At 73.0% G+C, this 14,279-nt stretch carries 9 protein-coding genes; 3 read left to right on the plus strand and 6 right to left on the minus strand.

What is annotated here, in order from left to right:
• Positions 1–50 precede the first annotated feature (50 nt).
• From FMEAI12_RS31530 to FMEAI12_RS31545, 4 genes are all read right to left on the minus strand, one after another.
• On the minus strand, positions 51–245 hold the full coding sequence (locus FMEAI12_RS31530) for a hypothetical protein (protein WP_071067007.1): 195 nt from the start codon (positions 243–245) through the stop codon (positions 51–53).
• 178 nt (positions 246–423) lie between these two features.
• Positions 424–1,137 (minus strand): class I SAM-dependent methyltransferase, encoded by a 714-nt coding sequence (locus tag FMEAI12_RS31535; RefSeq protein ID WP_071067006.1) that lies wholly within the window; start codon positions 1,135–1,137, stop codon positions 424–426.
• 130 nt (positions 1,138–1,267) lie between these two features.
• Positions 1,268–2,476, minus strand: a complete 1,209-nt coding sequence (locus tag FMEAI12_RS31540) for a glycosyltransferase family 4 protein (RefSeq protein WP_112108871.1) — start codon at positions 2,474–2,476, stop codon at positions 1,268–1,270.
• Positions 2,477–2,484: 8 nt separating this feature from the next.
• Positions 2,485–3,429: a glycosyltransferase family 2 protein gene (locus FMEAI12_RS31545; protein WP_020463328.1), complete on the minus strand. Its 945-nt coding sequence runs from the start codon at positions 3,427–3,429 to the stop codon at positions 2,485–2,487.
• Positions 3,430–3,611: 182 nt separating this feature from the next.
• Between FMEAI12_RS31545 and FMEAI12_RS31550 the strand changes: the two genes are divergently transcribed.
• The 3 genes from FMEAI12_RS31550 to FMEAI12_RS31560 all read left to right on the plus strand — a co-directional run bounded on the left by FMEAI12_RS31550 (position 3,612) and on the right by FMEAI12_RS31560 (position 9,018).
• Positions 3,612–4,244: a DapH/DapD/GlmU-related protein gene (locus FMEAI12_RS31550; RefSeq protein ID WP_112108872.1), complete on the plus strand. Its 633-nt coding sequence runs from the start codon at positions 3,612–3,614 to the stop codon at positions 4,242–4,244.
• A 4-nt stretch (positions 4,245–4,248) separates the two neighbouring features.
• The gene (locus tag FMEAI12_RS31555) at positions 4,249–6,345 is read left to right on the plus strand and encodes a DUF2142 domain-containing protein (protein WP_112108873.1); all 2,097 of its coding nucleotides are present in this window, start codon (positions 4,249–4,251) and stop codon (positions 6,343–6,345) included.
• A 63-nt stretch (positions 6,346–6,408) separates the two neighbouring features.
• The gene (locus tag FMEAI12_RS31560; protein WP_112108874.1) at positions 6,409–9,018 is read left to right on the plus strand and encodes a WD40 repeat domain-containing serine/threonine protein kinase; all 2,610 of its coding nucleotides are present in this window, start codon (positions 6,409–6,411) and stop codon (positions 9,016–9,018) included.
• 114 nt (positions 9,019–9,132) lie between these two features.
• Here the strand turns inward: FMEAI12_RS31560 and FMEAI12_RS38865 are convergent, their stop codons facing one another.
• Both FMEAI12_RS38865 and FMEAI12_RS31570 read right to left on the minus strand, forming a co-directional pair.
• Entirely contained in the window at positions 9,133–11,448 is a 2,316-nt protein-coding gene (locus FMEAI12_RS38865; protein ID WP_235014893.1) for a class I SAM-dependent methyltransferase, read from the minus strand.
• Positions 11,445–14,036 carry an HAD-IA family hydrolase gene (locus FMEAI12_RS31570; protein WP_071066287.1) on the minus strand — a complete coding sequence of 864 codons (2,592 nt, stop codon included), beginning with the start codon at positions 14,034–14,036 and terminating at the stop codon, positions 11,445–11,447. The genes FMEAI12_RS38865 and FMEAI12_RS31570 overlap by 4 nt, the downstream gene beginning before the upstream one ends.
• Positions 14,037–14,279 lie beyond the last annotated feature (243 nt).

The following is a 14,279-nucleotide window of genomic DNA, read 5'->3' on the forward strand; positions in this document are numbered from 1 at the left end:
GTCCATGGACTCACTGACCCGCCACAGATCCTCAGACAGGTGGGGGTGGGTCAGCGGTCGCGGCGGGCTGCGGCCAGGCCGGCGATGACCATGATGATGCAGCAGCTGATGCCGACGACGTAGCCCCAGCCGCGGTGACCGAAGGAGTCGAACGCGGCCCCGAGACCGAAGATGACCAGCGCGAACAGCATGACGGTGAGGAACGCGGCCAGCAGTTTCTGCGCGGGAGGCGCAGGCGCGCTCACGAGACGGCTCCGATCCGGAGCCGGGCCACCCGATGCTGGGCCACCCGGTCCTGGGCCACCCGAGGCTGGGCCGACCGGAGCTGGGCCGGCCGGTCCTGGGCCGGCCGGTCCTGGGCCGGCCGGAGCTGGGCTGTCGACGTCCGTGGCCGGGGTGTGCGCGGCCGCGGGGGCGGGGTGTTCAGGGCTGCCGCCTGCGGGCGTGGGTCAGCACGACGCTGCCCGTGGTGTCGGGTGCACGGCGGTCGGAGAGGGCGACCAGCGGGGAGAAGACCGCGGCCGCGTTCCAGCCGATGCGCCCGCCCTTGGCGGACAGGTTGAGGTAGAGGCGCTCCGCCCGTTCGGACCGGAACATGTAGGTCTGGCGGACCACCTCGAGCCCGGCGTCGGCGAGCAGCTTCGTGAGCTGCTCACCCGGATAGGTGTGCTGCACGTGGTAGCGCTCGCGGTGGCTGGCGAACAGGTCCGGCCAGCGGTCGGCCCGGGTCAGGGCGTCCGCGGACATCACCAGGTCGCCGCCGGGGCGCAGCACGCGGGCCATCTCGGCGAGGGCGGCGGGGCCGTCGTCGAAGTGCTCGATCGCGCAGACCGACATGACGATGTCGAAGGTGGCGGGCGCGAACGGCAGGCGCAGCGCGTCGCCCTCGACGAGGCTGGGACGGTGCTTCAGGCGGCTGCCGAAGTCCAGCTTGTGGCGGGCGAGGTCCAGGCTGACGGCGCGGGCGCCGCGGCGGACCGCCTGGCCGGCCCAGTAGCCGTCACCGCCGGCGACGTCGAGCATGGTCCGTCCGTGCAGGTCGCCCGCCCAGGAGAGCAGGGTCCCGACCTCGCGGCGGCGCATGACATGCACCTGGTGACCGGCGTAGGCCAGGGCGTCGTCACGTAGGGAACTCATGGCGCACAGTCTGCCTTTCCCACCAGGCGGGACCTGGTCCCGACCCGCTGAACACCCAACTGAACACACTCATAGGCGACACACTTCGGGTTGCCCCGCTCCTGAGCCGCCGACAGCGGCGCCTTCGCCGTCAGCACGGTTTCAGCACTGCGTCGAGGTAGCTGTCCCAGGCGCTGTCGACGTCGGGCGGAGTCACCTTGGCGCGCAGGGCGGCGAGGACTCCCGGCTCGTACAGCCGGCGCAGGGCCGCCGCCAGCGCCGCCGGGTCGTCGGGCGGCACGAGCAGGCCGTCGACGCCGTCACGCACGGACGTCGTGAGGGTGCCGACGCGGGTGGCGACGACGGGGACACCGTGCAGGTGCGCGAGGTCGACGTTCTGCGAGGCGGTGCCGGCCCGGTACGGCAGGACCAGCGCGTCCGCGGCGGCGAACAAGGCGGGGACGTCCTCGGCCGGCACGTAGCCGGGGCGCAGCGTGACCCGCTCGCCGAGGCCCAGCTCGGCCACCAGGGTACGAGTGCTCTCGATGCCGCCCCAGAACTCCCCGGCCACGGTCAGGCGGACGTCCTCGGGGCCGGCGGCGAGGGCGCGCAGCAGCACGTCGAGGCCCTTGTACGGCCGGACCAGCCCGAAGAAGAGCAACTCGCGCGACGGCGACGGCCGCGACGATCCCGCCTCTGGCGCGTGCGCCGACCCGGACCCGGACCCGGACCCGGACCCGGACCCGGACCCGGACAGGATCATGTCCCCGCCGGCGGCGGTCCACAGGTGGGGTGCCATCTCGGCGACGCGCACGGGGGCGGCGGTGAGCTCCGCGGCGAGCCTGGCCTGCGGCTCGGTGTGCACCAGGACGGCTGAGCAGCGGCGGAGCACCGCGGAGACCAGTGGCTCGTCGATCCGCCGGCGCTCGTGCGGCAGCACGTTGTGGCACAGCGCGAGGACGCCGCGGGACGACCGGCCGCCCCCCGAACGCCCACGCAGCCCGGCCAGGATGCCCAGGTAGGCGGGAGCCTGGATCGGGGTGACGACGACGAGGACTACAAGGTCCACCGTGGCGCCGGAACCCGGGCCGCCCGAGGCCGGAGCACGCAGCCGGCGGCCCAGCCGGAACCACGAGTCGGGGCGGCGCCAGGACAGCGGGTAGGACGTCGCCGCGAACGGCGTCCCCTCCGGGGTGTCCACCCGTTGTTGTCCGGGGTAGAGCCGCGCCGGGTACTGGCGGGACCACGACTCGATCCGCACCTCGTGCCCGCGCGCGGTGAGGCGGTGCGCCAGCTCGGTGGTGTGCTGGGCTATGCCGCCCTTGTACGGGTGGGTCGGCCCGATGATCGCGATACGCACGCCGAGGCTCAGGTGTCGCTGCGTGACCGGGCCACCAGGTCACCGATCAGCGCGAGGACCACGATCTGGAACCCGACGAGGATCGCGAGCAGCGTGGAGGTGGTCACCCGCAGGTCGTACCGGACGAGGTCGACGATCAACTTCACGAAACCGAGCGCCATGATCCACAGGGCGACCGGCATCAGGACCTTGATCGGATCGAAGTACATGACCATCCGCAGCACCTGCAGGATGTATCGACGGGCGTCCTTGAAGGGGTGGAACTTGGACGTCCCCGAGCGCTTCGCGTAGTGGATCGGCAGGTAGTCCACGGGGTGCTGGTTGGACAGGAACGCCATGGTGATGGTGGTGACGCAGGAGAATCCCGGCGGGAGCAGGCGCAGGTACGGAAGCGACACGTCCCGGCGGAACGCGCGCAGGCCGGAGTTCAGGTCGGGAATCTTCGTCCCGGACAGCCGCTGCGCGACCATGCGAATGAACCACTTGGCCGGCACGCGGGCCCACTTGTGCGTGCCCTCCTCGGTCGTCCGTGCACCGACGACCTGATCGACGTCAGGGTTTTCGTCCAGGTAGCGAACAAACTCCGGAATGCGCTCGTTCGGGTACGTCATGTCCGCGTCGGTCCAGACGACGATCTTCCCGCGGGCCTCCTGCGTGCCGATGCGCCGCGCCGTGCCCGAGCCGCCGTTGCGCCGGAAGGGCATCAGCCGCATATGGGGGAAGTTCGCCGCCACGTCGCGCAGGACGTCCAGCGTGCCGTCGGTCGACTTGTCGTCGATCACCAGCAGCTCGTAGCTGTACCCGCTGACGTCCATCGCCGCCGTGATGCGCTCGAGCTCGAGGACGACGTGATCCTGCTCGTTGTAACAGGGGAGCACCACGGTCACGTAGGGCGGTGTCTCCACAGCCGTCTTGGTCGGCTGTTCGGCTGGATGGATGGCGCTGACACTCACGTCGGTGTGACTCCCGGTCGTCGTTGCGCGCCCGCGTTCCGTCCCCGGCAGGTCGCGGGCAGTCCGCTCTCCAGGGTGACACGGCCTGCGCCGGGGCCCGAACTCCGGTCGCCCCCCGACTGCGCCTACTGTTACCGCTCGTGGGGACGTTCAGAGGTGATCTACGGGAGTATGTGCGCCATGTGCGGACTCTGCGGGCGGCGCGGGAGACCTCGGCCCGTTCGTTCGTGGCCGGTCTTCGGTATCCACTCGCACACAAGCAGCCGATCTGGATCGGTTCGCCGACAGTGATCGAGGGTCATGAGCGGATCGAGTTCGCCGACGGCGCCGCGCTGCGGATCGGGCTCGCCCCGTTCGGGCTCACCACCAAGCACGACGTCTCGATCCTGCGCGTGCACCCGGAGGGCCGGGTGCGCTGCGAGGGCGTCGTCTCGCTGCAGCGCGGGATCCGCGTCGTGGTCGACTCGGGGGTGCTCGAGCTCGGCCCGTTCGCCAACATCAACGGCTTCGCGAAGATCCTCGTCCGGGAGCGGGTGAGGATCGGCGCCTACTGCAACGTGTCGTGGAACACCCAGCTGCTCGACAACGACTTCCATCCGATGGTCGTGGACGGCGTGGAACAGCCCATGAGCGGGCCGATCGTGCTGGAGGACCGGGCCTGGATCGGTGCCGGGGCGATCGTGCTGAAGGGTGTGACCGTCGGGGAGAGCGCCGTCGTCGCCGCCGGTGCCGTGGTGACGAAGGACGTCCCGCCCAAGGCGGTCGCTGCCGGCTCACCGGCGAAGATCGTCGGGCACATCGACTACTGGCGCTGAGCCGGTGTCCGTGTCGCTGGCCGCCTCCCCCGCCGGCTACCCGGTCGGAGCGCGCTTCCGGCCGATCATGCTGCTGCGCTCGGCGCCGCTGCCGATCTGGCTGATCACCGGGCTGTTCGCGGCGCTGCTCGCGAGCTGGTCGGTGCTGGTGCCGCAGTACCACGCGCCCGACGAGCCGAACCACGTCGACGCGGTGATGCGGCTGGTCCAGGGCGCCGGATGGCCGCATCCCGGCCACGCGTTCGTCCGTCCCGACGGGGTCGGCACTATCGCCGCGTCACCCTACGGAACCGACGCGCTCCCCTACGACCTCGACTACGCCCCGATCGCCAAGGGCGACGCCACGCCGCGCGCCGACCGGCCGACCTGGGACGAGATGGGAGACACCCGCCAGCCTGACGGCGAGCCGCAGCCGCCCGGGGAGATCCAGCAGCTCGTTCAGCACCCACCGCTGTACTACTGGGTGGGCGCCGCCGTGCTCCGGGCGCTGCCCGGCGGCGACGGCGACGGCCTGCGCTGGGACGTCACCATCGGGATCCTGCGTCTGATGAGCGCGCTGATGGTGACGCCGCTCCCGCTGCTCGCGTGGGCGGGGGCGCACCGGCTCAGCGACGGCAACCGGGTCGCGGCGACCTGCGCCGCGCTGGTGCCCCTGGCGATTCCGCAGCTCACCCACATCGGATCGAGCGTCAACAACGACAACCTGCTCGCGCTGACCGCGGGCCTGGCCACGGTGACGATCGTCTACGTCCTGTGCGGGGACACGTCCCTGCGCACGGCCGCGTGGGCCGGGGTGTTCATCGGGCTCGCCCTGTTCTCGAAATCGCTGGCGATCGTGCTCGTGCCGATGGTGGCGCTCGCCTACCTCGTCGCCTGGCGGCGCGCCCGGCGGGACGCGCGCGCCCTGCCCGCGCCGGCGGCGCGGCGCGGCCCGGACGACCCGTTCCTGCTCGCCGAGACCGGTCTCATGGCGGTGCCACCGGGTTCGACCCGGCCCCCGTGGCGGCAGGTCCTGCTCGGCGGCGCGCTCATGATCGGGTTCGGCGGCTGGTGGTGGGTCGTCAACGTCGTCCGCTACCGGACCTTCCAGCCCGAGACCCCGGGATTCCCCCTCGGCGACCACCTGAATGACTGGGGGGATTACACCGAGGTACTGGTCAACGGGACGATCCTGCGCTGGTGGGGCTCGTTCGGCTGGTTCGAGTCGAACCTGCCGACGGAGTTCGTCCGCTCCGCGAGCGTCGCCGTGGTCGTTCTTTTCGCGCTGGCGATCATCCGGGGACGCAACAGCCGGACGCGGGTGAATCTACTGTTCCTGCTGTGGCCGACAATCGGCCTGTTCGGGCTGATGACCCTGCAGTCGGCGCTGGCGTTCGCCGACCATCACCACGTCAGCGGGATCTCGGGGCGCTATCTGTACGCGGGCCTACCTTCGCTGGCGATCGGCGTGGGAATGGGTGTTCTGGCATTCGGCCGGCGGGCCTCCCGGCTCTTTCCCGCCCTTTTCTTCGCGGCCGCCGCGGCGGCCCAGTGGTGGTCGATCAAAACCGTTCTGCCGTACTTCTGGAAGCCCCCTGGTGGCGATCTCGCCGACGCCTGGGACGCGATGACGGCCTGGTCCCCCTGGCCGCCGGCCGCCGCCGTCACCACGATGTGGATCGGCGCCGCGTTCGCGCTGGCAGTGCTGGTGAGCTGCGTGTGGATCGCGTTCCGCTCCGGGCCGGAGGCCGACCCGGACCCGGCCGGCTCCGCGCCCCTGGGCCTGGATCTCGTCGATTCGGGGCCGGCGGTTCTCGAACCTGTGGATTCGGAGCCGGAAAGCTCGGTCTGGGCGCGTCCCGATCCGTCGGATCAGGAACCGGCGCCGTCGGGATCAACCGGTTCGGCACCGGTGAACTCGGGATCGGCGCATTCCGAGGCCGGACCAACCGAATCCGCGCGGATGGACTCGGCACCTGTGGACTCCGACCCTATGGACACCACACCTGTTGACACCGGGTCTCCTGAGTCGGGGCGTTCCCAGGCGGCGAGTACCTCGACGACGCGTTCCACGGCAAAAGGCGACCCGCCGAGCATGACGAGCCCGGTGCCGTCACACTGAATCCAGGCTGTGGAGCGCACGCGTAGGCTCTGCGGTGTCAGCCATCTCGGTTCGGGGGGAGCCGTGCGCCGAAAGCGGGACTGGGAGACCGCGCCGCCTCCGGATCCCACCGGGCCCTCGACCACCGCCGCGTCGAACATCGCGCTGCCACTCGGTTCGGACGACCCCGAACAACTTGGGCTTTACCGGCTGCTCGGACGTCTCGGCGAGGGCGGCATGGGAACGGTCTACCTCGGGCGCAGCCCGGACGACCGGCTCGTGGCCGTCAAGGTGATCCGGGCCGACCTGGCCCGCGTCCCCGAGTTCCGGGCCAGGTTCCGGCGGGAGGCGGACGTCGCGCGCCGGGTCGCCCGCTTCTGCACGGCCGAGGTGCTCGACGTCGTCGACCCGCCCGACGGGCAGCCGTACCTGGTCACCGAGTACGTCGACGGTCTCACGCTGGCGCAGGCCGTGGCCGTCGAGGGCCCGTTGCGCTCGGCCGACCTGGAGCGCGTCGCGGTCAGCGTCGCCGCCGCGCTGACGGCCATCCACGGTGCCGGGCTGGTGCACCGTGACCTCAAACCGTCCAACGTGCTGCTTTCGACCCTCGGCCCGCGGGTGATCGACTTCGGTATCGCCCGCGCCCTCGACGCCCAGACCATGCTCAGCCAGGAGATCCAGCGCATCGGGACGCCGGCGTTCATGGCACCCGAGCAGGCCAACGGCCTGGCGGTGACCGCCGCGGCCGACATCTTCGCCTGGGGCGGGCTCGTCACTTATGCCGGCACCGGCTCCTATCCGTTCGGGGACGGGCCGACGCCGGTCCAGCTCTACCGGGTCGTCCACCGGGAACCGCTGCTGGACGGCCTCGACCCCGCACTGCGGCCGATCGTCGAGCACGCCATGCGCAAGGACCCGGCCGAGCGGCCGTCCGCGCAGGAGCTGTTCCTCCGGCTGGTCGGCATGGGGCCGGCGACCCATCCCGACCCCGACGTCACGCGGGTCATCAAGACCGGTTCGCCCCCCGTCATCACCCCGGGCACGGACCCTCGGGCCGACTCCGGGGCACCACCGTCGGACGGCGCTCCCGCCGGCGCCGCGCCGTCAGGCCAGGCTGGCGGCGCCGCGCTGCCGCGCCAGTCGACCGGTGCCGGCCACGGCGCTGGTGCGGCCGGAACGGGCGCCGGCGGCGGCGTGGCCGGCACGGGTGCTGGCACGGGCGCCGGTGCGGGCGGCGCGGGAAAGACCGGCGCGGCCGCCGGCGGCGGGACGGCGGGGTACGAGACACGCTCGCTCGCCGATGTCCCCGCGCAGCCGGCGCCCGAGCACGACCAGGCCGGCGGCCCCCGCCAGCCGGCGCCGGGCGGCGGGCACGGCCCCCGGGCCACCCGGTTCCTCGCGGCGACCTCGCGGCGCCGGTTCGCGCTGTTCGCCGCGCCGGTGATCGCGCTGCTGCTGATCGCCGCGCTCATCCCGCTCGCCTTCAGCACCGGCGCCGGCAAGGAGGAGACGCAGGCCGACGTGGCGCGGCGGGTGGCCTCGACCGCCGAGGCGGTGCGCGACTCCGACGCCGGCCGCGCGGCGCGGCTGAGCCTCGCGGCGTTCCGGATCAGCCCGGTGCCGCAGGCCCGCGCCAGCCTGCGGACGTCCTATTCGGCCGCCACCGCGACCGCACTGACCGGGCACACCGGCTCCGTGCTCGGCCTGGGCATCAGCCCGGACGGGCGGACCATCGCCACCTCGGGCGCCGACAACGTGGCCCGGTTGTGGGACGTCTCCGACCGGACGCGTCCCCGGCAGCTGTCGACCATCGACGCGCACGGCGCCTGGGTGCTCGACGCGGCGTTCAGCCCCGACGGGAAGCTGCTCGCGACCGTCGGCTACGACCGCTCCGCGCGCCTGTGGGACATCAGCGACCGGACCCGGCCGAAGCAGCTCTCGCCCATGCTGGCGCACAACGGGTACGTTCTCGACGCCGCCTTCTCCCCCGACGGGAGGATGCTGGCCACCTCGGGCTACGACAACACCGCCCGGTTGTGGGACATCACCGACCCGCGCCAGCCCCACGAGCTCGCCGTGCTCGACCGGCACACCAGCTGGGTCAACGAGGTCGCCTTCAGCCCGGACGGCAAGCTCCTCGCCACCGCGAGCGCGGACCACACGGCCCGCCTGTGGGACATCGCCAACCCGCGCCAGCCCCGCCCGCTGGCCGCCATCACCACGCACACGGACTTCGTCTGGACAGTGGCCTTCAGCCCCGACGGGCGGCGTCTGGCCACCGGTGCCTACGACGGCCTGGTCAAGATCTGGGACATCACCGACCCGACCAGGCCGGGCGCGACCGCCTCGTTCCGCGCGGACGAGAAGTGGGTCTTCGACGTCGCCTACAGCCCGGACGGCCGGACCCTGGCCACCGCCGGCTGGGATACCAGCGTCCATCTGTGGGACCTGACCGCGCCGGGCCAGCCCGCACCGGCCGGCCGGGTCTCCGGCCACGGCGACTGGGTCCAGGCCGTCGAATTCACTCCGGACGGAACGTCCATCGTGTCCGTCAGCGACGACCACACGGCCCGGATCTCCCGGATCGACGACGCCGGGCTGGTCGCGCGCGCCTGCGCGGACCCGTCCCGCCAGATCACCGAGGCCGAGTGGCAACGCGACATCATGGACGTCCCCTACCAGCCGGTCTGCTAGCGCCGGACCGACCGGTGCTGTCGGGCGGCCCGCCACCGGCAAGGCAGCGCTCTCCACCAATGCGTGGCGGCTCAGTGAGTCCTGGCTATCACCCAACCGCCACGGTTCGGAAGCCTAGTGCTCGGCGTCGGCAGATCCGGCAGATCCGGCCGGGCCGGTGCGCCCGGCCGCGGGGCGGTTGTTGCCGGATCCGTGGTCGGCGAGGCGGGTCAGGCCGGAGCCGAGCCGGGCGACGACGGCACCGCCGACGCGGCTGGCGGGGGAGCTCGCGGCGGACGGCGCGCCGGATCCTCCTGAGCCGCTGGACCCGCCACCGAGGCGGGACCGCAGCGCGGCGTTGGCGATCCGGGCCGCGGTGACCAGCTTCGGCTCGTCCGGGGATGCTGGCGCCCACGGCGGGCGGGGGACCTTGCGCGCGGCGGCCAGCTCCTGCTCGAGCTCGCTGATCCGGTTCAGCCGCTGCAGGTCACGGGCGGCGGCTTCGCTGCGCTCGGCGTCGATCCGGGCCCATTCCCGCTGCCGGGCGCGGGCAGCACCGACCGCGTCGTCCTGCAGCGCGAGGACACGCAGGTACAGGTCGACGCGGTTGCGCTCCATCCGGGCCAGCAGGGTGTTGGCGACCCAGGGGGCGAGCAGGTCGGCGGCGCGGCGGGCCCAGGGGGCACGGCGGTCGAGGATCACACCGAGGCCGAAGATCGGCGCGATGGTGAAGAAGCGCAGGTCGGGATGCTCGGCGACGAAGTCCTCGACGGCGGTGCGCACACCGTTGCGGGGGCCGCCCTCGGCCAGGGCCCAGGAGAACGCGCCCATGCCGCGGAAGCCCCGGCCGGGGACGGCGTCCGTCCTGTCGATCTCCACGCCGACGTCCCACGAGTTGGGCTGGCGCACCGACTCCGGGATGCGGTCGGGGACGTAGTACTGGTCCCGGCGGCCGGCGGGCCATCCGACGTCGTGCAGGATCACCAGCGGGAAGTAGGAGCGGCCGAAGTCACGCACGGCGGTCTCGATCATCCCGAGCTCGCCGCGGACCGTGGCGTAGTTGTGGTCTCCGTCGATCAGATAGGCGTCGGTCGGGGCGTGGCCGTCGAGCGCCTCGGGGCTGTAGCCACGGATGACCTCGACGTCGAGACCACCGCCGGAGGACGGCGCGACGCCCGGTTCGGGGTCGATGACCAGCAGCCGCCCGCCGCCGCCCCGCCGCAGCAGGTCGACGAGCAGGGACGTCGTCACGCCGCTCTCCGAGCCGATCTCGGCGATGCTGCGCGCGCCGGATGCCTCCAGCAGCGGAACCCACATCTCGCGCAGGTCCGACAGTGAGTGCAGCAGCAGGGGGGCGAGTGTCTTCTCGGTGATCTCGGTGATCTCGGGGGCGTGGTCGCCGCCGTCGTAGGTGACAGCCGCGAGCTCGGCGAAGCTGTCGCGCACCTCGACATCCGTCCCCGCGGCGGCGGGTGCGCGCCCGCCTGCCCCGCCTGCCCCGGCATCACCCGACTCGCTGCCGGCTGGCGCCTCGCCACCCGGGGCGGTGCCGCCTGGGGCGGTGCCACTCGGGGCTGCGTCTTCCGGGGCTGCGTCTTCCGGCGTCACGTCACTCGACGCGGCCTCACCGCGGGTGCCGCCGCCCGGTGCCCGGAGTTCGGGGCCGGCCGGCGAGGCGCCACCTGAACCCGGCCCCGGCACACCGCCGCCGCTCGCGGCGGAACGACGTGGCGCGGTCCCGGCGCTGCCACGCCTTCCTCCAGCCAGTGGATCCGACCCACCCGCGAGCACGTCGAACGTCGCGGAGCTCCCCGGAGAGACGACGTAGCCGGACGAGACGGGAGCGGTCGGGCTCCCCGGCGGCCCAGGTCGTTCCGCGGCGGTTGCCGGCGGCCCGGGGGTGACCGGCGGCCCGGCGGCTACCGGTGGTCCAGCGGTGCCCGATGGTCCGGACGGCCGCGACGACACAGGTCCGGTCGGCCGCTCGCCGGGCGCCGAGGCCGGGGCCGCCTCGGGGGGCGGCACCGAGCGCGGCGTGAAGAGCGAGGACGGGGGCAGCGCGGTCGGTGGCGGCGTCGCCGAGGGCCGCACGGACGGACGCTGCTCGGCCGGGGTCCGCGGCAGCGCCGCCGGCGGCACCACGGTCGGCGGCGGCACCACGGTCGGCGGCGGCGCGGCACTCGCGGGCGGCACCGCGCTCCGCGGCGTGGACTGCCCCGGGCCGGAGGCACCGCGTTCGGACGAGCGGCCCGGCCAGGCCACCGTCTGGTCTGTCGACGGGCGGAACCAGCGGCCGGCCGCGTCGACCCCGCCCGGCTGGCCGGCGGGGTCGTCCTGGCCCTGGGCCGGCTGCCTCCCGGCATCCCGCCCCAGAGCCGCACGGTCCCGGCTGTCCGCACGGTCCCGGCCGGTCCCGTCGGTGTCCTCCGGGCCGCCGGGCTCGGACGTCATCGCAGGCCGCCCAGCTCGCGACGGATCTTGCGGGCGGCGCGGACAGGCAGGCCGGTGCGGGCGACACCGGCCGTGCGCACCTGAAGCGGGTCGGCCCGGATCCCCAACCAGCCGAAAGCCATCTCGACCTCGATCGCGTACGTTCCGCCCAGCGTGGGCTGGGAGGTGAAATCGATCGTGTAGATGATCTGGGGATCGTCGCCGACGATCTCCAGCAGGTTGGCCTGCAGCAGGCGGACCCCGACCAGCGCGATCTGCTGGCCGGCGAGGTCGTCCAGCGACGTGACGGTCACCTTGTACGGCTCGACGGCGTTGTGCAGGTGGAACGAGATCGTCAGCCAGTCGAGACGGAGCAGGCCGCGACGGCCGGCCGGGTCGATGCGCACCCGCCGGACGCCGACCCCGTCGATGCGCAGGCGCACGATCGACATCCCGTCCCGGCCGGAACGGGTGACCGCGGTCTCCTTCTGCCCGTGGACGAAGTCGGTGCCGGTGTCGACGTACACCTCGACGGGGCCGGCCGCGGCCTCCGGGGAGACCTCCTCGGCGGGCACCCCGGCCGCGGCCGCCAGGCCGCTGATCACCGCGAGCGACCGGTTCGCGACCCCGGCCACGCCCGCGGGCCAGTACAGCTCCCGCATCGTGATCTTCTCGACGTCCGCGGGGGTCAGGTAGGGCATCCGGCGGACCAGCTCGGGCGGGAGCAGGCCCTCGGTGGAGTCGGAGCCGAAGTTGTCGTCGTGCGCCCAGGCCCCGAACGCCGACGCCTCGGCCGCGGTGGGACGGGAGACGAACCGGGTCAGCGTCCGCAGCGACGCGTGCCGGGCCCCGGGCTCGGACAGCGACGGCATCGCCGTCTCCGAGCGCCGGTAGCGCAGCCATTCCCGCTGGAAGGCGAGGATGCCGTCCTGGACGGCGGTCCGCTGGGCGACCTGGGTCCGCGACGTCCGGTCGATGCTCAGGACGGGCCGGCCGTCGTCGTCGAAGGAGACCAGCGAGCCGATGTCGGGCATACAGAGCTGTTCGAGCACCTCGGGGCTGCGCATGAGCTGGTTGGCCATCAGCTCGGGCTGCCCGCCGGAGGCCGCGTAACCCTCGATCTGCAGGCCGGCGAGGCGGTGCGTGCCGGCGGCGGCGTTCGTCGCCATGTACAGGCCGACGACGTCGAACTCGCGCCCGGTGGAGGCGAGCAGCCGGGCGAGCAGCGCCTGGATGGTGCCGCCCCAGCCCAGGTCGACCAGCACGATGCGGCCCGAGTCTGGCAGCTGGGTGTCGAGGTACTGGACGTAGCGGTCACGCAGCCGGCCGGCGGTCAGCACGATCTCGCTGCGGATGCGCTCGTCGGAGCACAGCGCCTCAAGGGTGTCGTCGAGCAGGCCGGGGACGTCGAGCCGGCGGTCGGTGAGCGAGGAGATGCCGGCGACGTTGTCGATGGCCACCCCGAGCTGGCGCAGCAGCTGGCCGACGCTGGGCGCGTGCCGGCGGACGAGGAACCCGCGCAGCTCCTCGGGGCTGCCCTCGAACACGTTGGCCAGCGCGCAGACCTGCCGGGACGCCCACAGCGTCGAGGTGGTCACCCCGGCGTCGGCGCCCGGGTCGGCGATCAGCCGGGAGAGGAAGTCACCCTCCCGCATCAGGCAGTAGATGTGGTCGGCGCCGTGGTCTCCGGTGCGTTCCACCGCCCAGTCGGCGAACCCGGTGAAGACCGGACCGAACACCGTCGCCCCGGACTCCCAGTAGCGCCGCAGCCCCGGCGGGACGGCGGCGGCGTCCGCCCGGTGCAGCGAGCGGGCCCGCAGCGCGGTCATGCCGTAGTCGCCGTTGGCGGCGTCGAGGGGGGTGTCGTCCCCGGGGCCGGTGAGCAGGCCCTCCAGCTCGATCGTCGCCTTCAGCGAACCCGAGTACTTCGGGTAGTGGATGGCGACCAGCCCGTGCTCGCGGGCGCTCTCCACGTCCGCGACCGGGTGGTCGCCGAGGTGGACGACCCGCGAGGGCTGCAGGTTCGAGGCCGCCAGCATGTGCCGGAACAGCCCGTCGCTCTTACTGATCCCCGAGTCGGAGGAGGTGAAGATCTGGGTGAACGGCACCCCGGCGAGCTCCGGGCGGCTGAGCAGCCGCTCGAGCTGGGCGGCCGAGAAGTATGTGTCGGAGAGCAGGTAGACCGGCAGGCCGAGCTTGGTCATGGCGAGCTCGGCGAGCTCCACCACGGCCAGGTCGGCGCGGCACAGGTCCCGCTCGACGGCGAGCTCGACGTCCATCAGGTCGCCGATGCTGCCCGCCCCGGGCAGCGCGGGGACGAGAACCTGCCAGATCTCGTCCAGGCGCACCTCGTGGGTGCCGCGCACCTCGTGCGAGTGCAGCCTGGCCTTGTGCTCGGCGAAGACCCGCAGCCGGGCGAACTCGCCCGGCGTGACGCCGGACGGCAGCTGGCCGAGGTCGGCCAGCCGGTGCCCCAGGGTGATGAACGCGTGAACCGGCTCGGGCACCATGCGCCAGAGCAGAGTGTCGAATACGTCCAGAGTCAGGGCCTGCGCACCGCCCGACTCCAGATGCGACCAGACCTCGCGAAGTCGGACGTCGGTGAACACTGCCCGCCCCCTCCAGGCGACCGGGTCCCCGGTCACCTCTTCTGGGCCGGCCAGGCGCCCGGCGGGAACATGCGGCTCGGGTACGAGACGCGGTGTTCGGGTCGTGGCGGCTGCCGGCCGGAGCCAGATAGACGGGTCGATACTATGAACCACCCTGGAGGTGGCAGTCACCGGACTGGGGGCATCACCTCTCGGGCGGGTGCGCGGTACGGTCTACGGCCATCGTCACGAACCCGAGTTGAC

Source organism: Parafrankia sp. Ea1.12 (assembly GCF_900465275.1).
Taxonomy (GTDB): domain Bacteria; phylum Actinomycetota; class Actinomycetes; order Frankiales; family Frankiaceae; genus Parafrankia; species Parafrankia soli.

Bases quoted from the DNA above. Each gene is read 5' to 3' on its own strand.
- FMEAI12_RS31535 (WP_071067006.1), bottom strand. From the start codon at position 1,137: ATGAGTTCCCTACGTGACGACGCCCTGGCCTACGCCGGTCACCAGGTG.
- FMEAI12_RS38865 (WP_235014893.1), bottom strand. From the start codon at position 11,448: ATGACGTCCGAGCCCGGCGGCCCGGAGGACACCGACGGGACCGGCCGG.